The following is an 8,648-nucleotide window of genomic DNA, read 5'->3' as shown; positions in this document are numbered from 1 at the left end:
CTAAATACAAAAACATTTTCAACCGTTCAGAATTCACTCAAAAACAGGATGGAGTGGCAATTTCTCCAGCGAATCGAAGCCAAAACGAGCTAATACCGGCTGTAGCATGGCAACCTGCGGCGTAATGTTAAGGCAGAAGGCGATATTTTTCTGAATAGATAGCGCTGGCTTTTCTATATGTTCAATCAGCCATAACGCTCTTCGCGCAATCGCCGCTCCGGAATCCACCAAACGAGTCCCATCCGGCAGAACCTGCTGTAACTCTTCCGTCAGTAGAGGAAAGTGGGTACATCCCAGCACTACGGTATCTGGCGGTTCTGGTAGTTTGAGCCAGGGTTTTAATATATGCACCAGTGCATCTGTCGGAACACGTTCTCCCCTCAGCTTAGCTTCCCCCAGCTCTACCAGTTCCGACGATCCCAGCAGCAGAATCTTGCAGTCATTAGCAAAGCGCGCAATCAGTTCATGGGTATAAGTACGTTGCACTGTGCCACGAGTCGCCAGCAGCCCAACCACGCCGTTGCGTGTGAGTTTTGCTGCCGGCTTGACGGCAGGCACGACACCCACAACAGGAAAAGAGAAACGAGCACGTAAGGCGGGAAGGGAAATCGTACTCGCCGTGTTACAGGCGACGATAACCATGGAAAGCGGATACCGTTGCTGAACCGCTTCAACGATGGCAACTACCCGCTGAATGACAAACTGCTCCGGTTTCTCGCCATAAGGAAACGCTTCATTATCGAATGCGTAGATATAGTGCAATTCCGGAAGCAACTTGCGAACTTCACCATAAACCGACAAACCACCCACGCCGGAATCCAGAATCAGTACGGTGGGACGCCCGGAAACAGAAGGAATAGCTTCCGGCGAGACCGGGTTCTCGCTCTGCCAATCGGTAGCCATACACCCCTCTTCATCTCAATAAATAGACCGCGATTTTACCATGAAGCGAGTTGTTCGAGAGGAAGTAATCTATCACCAGCACACGTTACGACCAGTAAACTGATTCCCTATGACAAGGTTGGCTATCCCTTCCCAATCCCCTACAATCGCCGCCAGTAAAGTCACCTAGCCGCCTTTAAACGAGAACACTATGACGCCAGAAATCCTGCCCATCGAAAACTACGACGCTCAGCTAGAAGAAAAGCGCACACGTCTAGAGGCGATGATGGCACCATTTTCCGCTCCGAAACCCGCCGTATTCCGTTCTCCGGTTAGCCACTATCGGATGCGGGCCGAGTTCCGCGTCTGGCACGAAGGCGACGACCTTTTCCACATCATGTTCGATCAGCACACTAAACAGCGCATTCGGGTCGACAAGTTCCCCGCCGCCAGCGAGCTGATTAACGCACTCATGCCGCTATTACTGGCGGCCATTCGTCCGCAACCTGTATTACGCCGCAAGCTGTTCCAGATTGATTATCTTTCCACGGTGAGTGGAGAAATCGTAGTCTCGTTGCTGTACCACCGTCCATTAGATGAGGAATGGCAGCAACAGGCTCGCGAATTGCGCGACCAACTGCGAGCTCAAGGTTTTAATCTGCAATTAATAGGACGAGCGACCAAGACTAAAATCTGTCTCGATCGGGATTACGTTGATGAAGTGCTGCCGGTTGCCGGCAAAGACATCATTTATCGCCAGGTGGAGAACAGCTTTACCCAACCCAATGCCGCCATGAATGTGCAAATGCTGGAATGGGCGCTGAACGTGACAGCCGGTTCAAAAGGAGACCTGCTGGAGCTCTACTGCGGCAATGGCAACTTCTCATTAGCGCTGGCGCGTAATTTCGAAAACGTATTGGCGACCGAGATAGCTAAGCCGTCTGTGGCTGCCGCGCAATACAACATTGCCGCGAACCAGATTGATAATGTGCAAATTATTCGCATGGCCGCGGAGGAGTTCACCCAAGCCATGCGTGGCGTCCGCCAGTTCAATCGGCTTAAGGGCATCGATCTTAGCAGCTATCAATGCGAAACCATCTTTGTCGACCCGCCGCGCAGCGGTTTGGATGAAGATACCGTTCGTTTGGTTCAAGAATACCCACGGATTATGTACATATCCTGCAACCCGGAAACCTTGTGCGCGAATTTGGAAACCCTGAGTCAGACACACAAAGTCAGCCAACTGGCGCTATTTGATCAGTTCCCCTACACCCATCACATGGAATGCGGCGTTTTACTGGAAAAGTTCGCCTAACGCCTTCGCAGCCGGATTTCCCGGCTGCCAGCTTGATCGATTAAGAGGCATGGTCTTTGGCCTATGGGCGGTCACGCCGCTTGATGATCAGCCACAAAGCCAGCAAAACGCAGAGAATAGACGGCACGAAGTTGGAGCCGATTTGGGGATACTCAGCCCGAATCATCGCACTGAAGAGCAATAGGCCGAATAAAAAGCAGCCTGCAACCAACTTCGGCAGCCCAGGCGACATATTCAGGCGTCGATAGCGCTGATGTAGACACCAAACCGATAGCGCCAATGCGATGAGCGGAAAAATGGAAAACGGAACAACGGCGCTAAACAAAGCAGCGAACGAGCCATTGACGGACAAACCGGCAATCATCGACAGCAACAACGTCCCTTTCTCTGCATTTTTCAGTTTTGCCATGATGTTCCTCAACGAGTCTGAAAGACTACGGCGTAGTAAATCCTTTGCTCAGCTCTCTTCGATACCAGTAATACGCCCCTTTCGCAATCATCCGCAGTTGTAATACCAGGCGTTCTTCCAGCTGGCTTCGCTGTTCAGCGCCGATGTCTAACGCTTCCGCGCCCGCGCTGAAAACAATCGTCACCATCGCTTCCGACTGCGCCTCGGCGAAACTACGCGGGATATGATTTTCGACTTCAAGGTAATCCGCCAGTTCGGCAATGAAATGCTGAATTTCCCGGACAACGGCGGCACGAAATGCGGCGGAAGTACCGGAACGTTCACGCAGCAAAAGGCGAAAAGCGTTCGGGTTGTTGCCGATGAACTCCATAAAGGTGGATACAGACGTTCTGATGACGCTGCCGCCGCTCTTGACGATACGCTGGCGAGCCTGCCGCATCAGTTGGCGGAGCATCAGTCCGCTCTCATCGACCATCGTCAGACCGAGTTCATCAACATCACGAAAATGACGATAGAAGGAAGTGGGGGCGATACCCGCCTCGCGGGCTACCTCACGCAGGCTAAGGCTGGCAAAACTGCGTTCAGCGCTCAGTTGGCTAAATGCAGCTTCAATAAGGGAACGACGCGTCCGTTCTTTTTGTTGTGCTCTAACACCCGTAGTCTTGCTCAAAGTGATTTGCTCTCCTTACTTAGAGAGGCACTATAGCAAACTTTGCTCACTACAAAGTGCGTCAAAGTTTGTCCGTATAAAAAGTGACAATAGCGTGGTTTACTCGGGAAATCTTCGTGGATGGTCAAAAGGCCAATATCCGCAATTAAGCAACTGATGCCGGCCTGTACACCGACGATTTAGGGAAAGTCGCGATTGTTCTCGTCTCGACACACATCGAGATGAAGCCTGAGAAGGGGTTTACGCCCACAGGCTCAACCCTGTCCAAGGCACTATGCGAGGTTGTTCTCGGATGGCGCGATCAGCAATCCATTCGCATAAGTAATAATTTGCGCCCAGACCGCGGAGACGCTCAATCAGCAACCATCCTCTCGAACCATTTAAACAGCCTGCTTTGCCTGATTGTCCAGATACAACTGCATGTGCTCGCGAACAGCGTCGGCCAGCTGCTCATACCGGCTGCGCAGCGGCGAGCCTGGGCGATAAACCAGTGCGACCGTGCGCTTCGGTTCCGGTTTGTAACACTGGAGGTATGACACGCCGTCACGCGTTCTTTCTTTCGGAACCGACAGGGAAGGCAATAACGTAATCCCACTACCCGCCGCCACCATGTTTCTCAGCGTCTCCAGACTGGTCGCCCGAAAATGCGTGTCTTCATCCGCACCGGCCTGGAAACAGAAGCCCATCGCCTGATCGCGCAGGCAGTGGCCGTCTTCCAGCATCAACAGTTTCTCCCCGGCCAGATCCGACATGGCGACCCGCTCGCGATTGGCCCAGGGATGATCCTGATAAATTGCCAGTTTCATCGGTTCGTCGAACAGCGGCACTTCGATAAAGGCTTCCGACTCTTTCACCATGGCAAGAATGGCGCAGTCCAGTTTACCGCTATCCAGCTGAGCCAGCAGTTGATGGGTCTGCGCTTCGTGCAAATACATTTCCAATTTTGGAAACGTTTTGTGTAGCATGGGGATGATGTGAGGAAGGAGATAAGGGCCTACGGTCGGGATCAGTCCGATATGCAACGGACCAGACATGCTTTCACCTTGCTGGCTCGCCATCTCTTTCAGCACTTTGACTTCGCGCAGCACCGTTCGGGCCTGTTCGACCAACAGCAAACCGGCTTGTGTAAACAGCACTTTGCGGCTGGTACGCTCCAGCAACATCACGCCCAGTTCGTCTTCGAGCTTGCGAATCTGCCCGCTCAGCGTAGGTTGGCTAACGTGGCAAGAATCAGCGGCTCGGCGGAAATGCCGGTGCTCCGCTAACGCCACAAGATATTCTAAATCCCGGATGTTCATGCCTCAATTCTCCTTAAACACGATAGCCCATAACGATAGATAGAATAGCAATGAACGATTAGCCCTATCAACCTCTGTGAGCAATAATACTTCCAAGTTAAGCAAACAGCTCTCTTTTTGTACGCTACCGAACATGAAGGTGAACTTATTCAACGCCACCACCAGGGCAGAGAAGCTACAACGGGATTGTGGCATTCAGGATCAGTGAATTTCTGGCAGGCCGAGGCTAACCCATGCGGGCTATCGGCACCTGATATTCACTAACGGTACAGAATCACGCCGATATCATCCTGAAAAGCAGACAAGTAAAAAGAAAGCCAACGATACTTTGGCGGGCCTCAGGCCCGCCTTTTTTTGTCTATTGATAAGAGTTACAGAGAAACTGTCGGGAGCTACGTGCCCGTAGTCAGAAGGAATGTGAAGGCATCCCCGTCAGTAGGAAATGCCGATATGGATGCCGCTGCATGATGTCGCAACGGCAATCAGGCCGCGATGGCGGGACGAACCCCTAACGTATGGCAAATTGCATAACTCAGCTCCGCGCGATTCAGGGTATAGAAGTGGAAGTCTTTCACCCCTTCCCGTCGCAGGATTTTTACCATATCCATCGCAATGGAAGCGCCCACCATCTTGCGCGTTTCCGGATCGTGATCCAGCCCGTCAAACATCGCTGTCATCCAATTTGGTACGCGTACGTTAGTCATCGTGGCAAAACGCTGCAGCTGTCGGAAGTTAGAAACAGGCAAAATGCCCGGCACAATTTCCACGTCGATCCCCGTGGAGACACAACGGTCACGAAAGCGCAGATAGCTTTCTACGTCGAAAAAGAACTGGGTGATGGCGCGATTAGCACCCGCATCGACTTTGCGTTTCAAATTGATCAAATCTGCCTGAGCACTTTTGGCCTCAGGATGCACTTCAGGGTAGGCCGCCACAGAAATATCGAAGTCGCCTACTTCTTTCAGCAGGGTCACCAAATCCGCCGCATAAAGCTCAGGTTTGCCACCTTCGGGGGGGAGATCGCCTCGCAGCGCGACGATGTGACGAATACCGCTTTGCCAATAATCCTGTGCAATCGCTTTCAGCTCATCACGACTTGCGTCGATACAGGTCAGATGTGGCGCCGCATCAACGCCGATACGTTCCTTAATGGCTTTAATGATGCTATGCGTGCGGTCGCGTTCGCCGGAGTTAGCGCCATAAGTCACCGACACAAACTTGGGTTTCAGGCTGCTCAAACGGTCAATTGAACTCCACAGCGTCCCTTCCATCTCACTGGTGCGCGGCGGGAAAAACTCGAAAGAAACATTAATGTGCCCCTGCAATTCCGCCAGGCTCTGATTCAGCGCCTCCTGATGATTCGCGTGGAAAAAACTCATATCCTTACCTCAATTAGCCGTTGTCATTGCCACCATGCAAACGTCTATACGTTTAGACGTCTATATAAAAATGGCCGAATCGGTATCCGTAGTCAACGCTTTGGGAGCTGATGTTTATTCATGCAATGTGAGGAGGATTCATGTTGCTTTAACAACGACACAACACGTTGATTTTAAGTATAAAAAAACCCGAAGCAGAACGCTTCGGGCGGAGTTGGATCACGGCGATTTTTCACGAAGATGTCGCCGACATCCTCGCGATCAGAGCAGTTGAGCCAACCGGTTCAGATCGGATTGGATAGCTCCGGAGGTCACATCACGACCCGCCCCCGGACCTCGGATAACCAGCGGGTTATCACGATACCAACGGCTTTCGATCGCGAAGACGTTGTCGCACGGCAGCAACGCGGCCAGAGGGTGATCCGGACGGACGGCTTCCACCCCGACGCGCGCCTTACCGCTGGCATCGAAGCGCGCCACATAGCGCAGCACCAATCCCATTTCATTGGCCGCTTCCAGCCGCTGTAGCATTTGGTCGTCCAGCGACTCGCCGTCCTCGAAGAACTGGTCGACGGAACCCTGTTCACAGCCTGCGGGGACCAGCGACTCGACACGCACCTGCGACGGCTCTATGTCATGGCCGGCTTCGCGCGCCAGAATCACCAGTTTACGCATCACGTCCTGACCGGACAGATCGTCGCGCGGGTCAGGCTCGGTCAAACCTTGCTGCCATGCCTGATCCACCAGCTCGGTGAACGGCACCGTGCCGTCGAACTGCAGGAATAGCCAAGACAGCGTGCCGGAAAAGATCCCGCTAATGGCCAGGATGCTGTCTCCGCTTTCACACAGGTCGCGGACCGCATAGTTCACCGGCAATCCGGCGCCGACGGTGGCGTTATATAACCAATGGCCGCCGGTTTTCGCGAACGCATCGCGGATTTGGCGATAATTGTCGCCGCCGGAGCTCCCGCCTGTTTATTCGCGCTGATGACATGAAAACCGTAGCTCGCGAAATCCAGATACAGATCGGCCACAGCCCCGCTGGCGGTCACATCCAGCACCACCAAATCATCATAGGGATGCGCGCGCATCCACAGGAACAATTCATCTTCGTCTCGTTCCTGAGCTTCGTCGTCGAAATAGGCCAGCACATGCCCCGCATCTAAGCCATCGTGATTCAGCAAGCTGCGGCGGCTGTCGACGACACCGGCCAGAACAAATTCAAAACCGGTACGTGCTGACAGATGAGTTTGTTCGCGAGCGAACAGCTCCAGCCAGCGGGAACCAATGTTTCCTTTACCGAACAGCACCAGTCCGATGCGCTTTTCCGCTCGGAATAAAGAATGATGTAGACCACGCACCAGATGCTCTGTCGGCCCGACGCGCAGCACCGCCGCAAGGCTGATGCTATCGTCCGATTCACAGACGAATTCGACTGGCTGGTCTTTAAGCTGCTGATAAAAACGGTGGCTATGAAGCGGGTTATTGCCGACGCCAGCCCCTACGACCGCGACAATCGCCAGACCTTCACGCAGTTGAAGCTGAATCGGCAGCGCCGACTGCTCCAGCAGCGACCAGGCGCTGTCGACCACTTCCGAGGTGTAGCAGAACTGCAGCAAATTACGGTCAGGATGGATGCCTGTCGCCAGCGCTTTTATCTGCGCGCGCTGAAGCAATTGTCCGGCGTCTTGCTGCACACGTTGAAAATCGTGTCCATCTTGTACCGTCACCTCAATCAGACAAACATCATCATGGCTGGTGACGATCTTGGCGCCGGTTCCGGAGGCCAGTACGCGTTCGATACGGGTCGACCCTGTTCGGGTTGATAGCTGCAGCGCAGCTCAAGATTGATATCGCTACCGGACACCGGCTGCAACGTGCGGGTATGCAGAACAGGAGCGGCTAAACGCGCCAGTTCGCTGGCCTCGTCCAACCGCAGCAACGGCAGCAGACAGGCATCTTTGACTTTGCGCGGATCCGCGCTGAACACGCCGGCAACGTCGCTCCAGATCGTCACACGTTCGACATCCGCCAACGCGCCGATCTGCGTGGCCGAGTAGTCACTCCCATTTCTGCCCAGCAGGACCGTTTCACCCGCTTCATTACGGCTGATAAAACCGGTGATCACCAGACGCTGATTAGCATGCTGGATGAGCTGCTGCTGTAACAGCGGCCAGGAGCGTCCTTCGTCAACCTGAGGCAACGCAGAGCGCTCCGCGCAGAGAAACGTGCGTGCATCCAGCCAGGAGGCATCGATGTCTGATTGATTCAGCACGGCGGCCATCAATCGGGCAGACCAGATTTCTCCGTGTCCCACGACTTCGGCATAAACCGCTTCGGTGATTTTTCCGTCCAGCAGCGCCGCCAGACGCTCAAGGTCATGAATAAACGCAGAAGTCAGCCGCTCTGCCGCAGCCTCGTGCAACAGACCCGCAATCAGTTCGCTTTGATAGCGGCGCAGCGCCTGCTGCACCTGATGCGCGGAAATACGGTCGGTTTGACTAAGCTTTAGCCAGCTAATCAGCTGGTTGGTCGTGCCACCCGCCGCCGACACGACCATCAGGTCACCGGGACGACTGTATTCGGCCATAATACCGGCGACGCGCTGATAACATTTCACATCAGCCAAACTGCTGCCGCCAAATTTATGCAGCTGCCGACCCGTGGCGGCACCCGCTATCCCTAAAGCACTCAT

At 53.8% G+C, this 8,648-nt stretch carries 6 protein-coding genes and 1 pseudogene; 1 reads left to right on the top strand and 6 read right to left on the bottom strand.

The features are described 5' to 3' along the window. Positions 1-33 precede the first annotated feature (33 nt). Positions 34-903 carry a glutamate racemase gene (murI, locus tag AU509_RS15000; protein WP_094118720.1) on the bottom strand — a complete coding sequence of 290 codons (870 nt, stop codon included), beginning with the start codon at positions 901-903 and terminating at the stop codon, positions 34-36. A gap of 190 nt (positions 904-1,093) precedes the next feature. Here murI and trmA point away from each other — a divergent pair, with 190 nt between their 5' ends. Continuing rightward, positions 1,094-2,197 (top strand): tRNA (uridine(54)-C5)-methyltransferase TrmA, encoded by a 1,104-nt coding sequence (trmA, locus tag AU509_RS14995; protein WP_085651724.1) that lies wholly within the window; start codon positions 1,094-1,096, stop codon positions 2,195-2,197. A 61-nt stretch (positions 2,198-2,258) separates the two neighbouring features. Here trmA and AU509_RS14990 read toward each other — a convergent pair whose 3' ends face one another. The 5 genes and pseudogenes from AU509_RS14990 to AU509_RS14970 form a co-directional block, all read right to left on the bottom strand. Beyond that, entirely contained in the window at positions 2,259-2,606 is a 348-nt protein-coding gene (locus tag AU509_RS14990; protein ID WP_085651725.1) for a YijD family membrane protein, read from the bottom strand. Positions 2,607-2,631: 25 nt separating this feature from the next. Beyond that, complete coding sequence (gene fabR / locus AU509_RS14985) at positions 2,632-3,276, bottom strand: HTH-type transcriptional repressor FabR (RefSeq protein WP_074729089.1); 645 nt, start codon at positions 3,274-3,276, stop codon at positions 2,632-2,634. Positions 3,277-3,656: 380 nt separating this feature from the next. Further along, positions 3,657-4,574 carry a DNA-binding transcriptional regulator OxyR gene (oxyR, locus tag AU509_RS14980; protein ID WP_085651726.1) on the bottom strand — a complete coding sequence of 306 codons (918 nt, stop codon included), beginning with the start codon at positions 4,572-4,574 and terminating at the stop codon, positions 3,657-3,659. Between the two features lie 482 nt (positions 4,575-5,056). After that, the gene (metF, locus tag AU509_RS14975; protein ID WP_085651727.1) at positions 5,057-5,953 is read right to left on the bottom strand and encodes a methylenetetrahydrofolate reductase; all 897 of its coding nucleotides are present in this window, start codon (positions 5,951-5,953) and stop codon (positions 5,057-5,059) included. Between the two features lie 261 nt (positions 5,954-6,214). Next, positions 6,215-8,648: pseudogene (locus AU509_RS14970) on the bottom strand (bifunctional aspartate kinase/homoserine dehydrogenase II).

The organism is Lonsdalea britannica, from assembly GCF_002111595.1.
GTDB classification, from domain to species: domain Bacteria; phylum Pseudomonadota; class Gammaproteobacteria; order Enterobacterales; family Enterobacteriaceae; genus Lonsdalea; species Lonsdalea britannica.
This window is presented reverse-complemented; position numbering and strand designations above follow the sequence as displayed.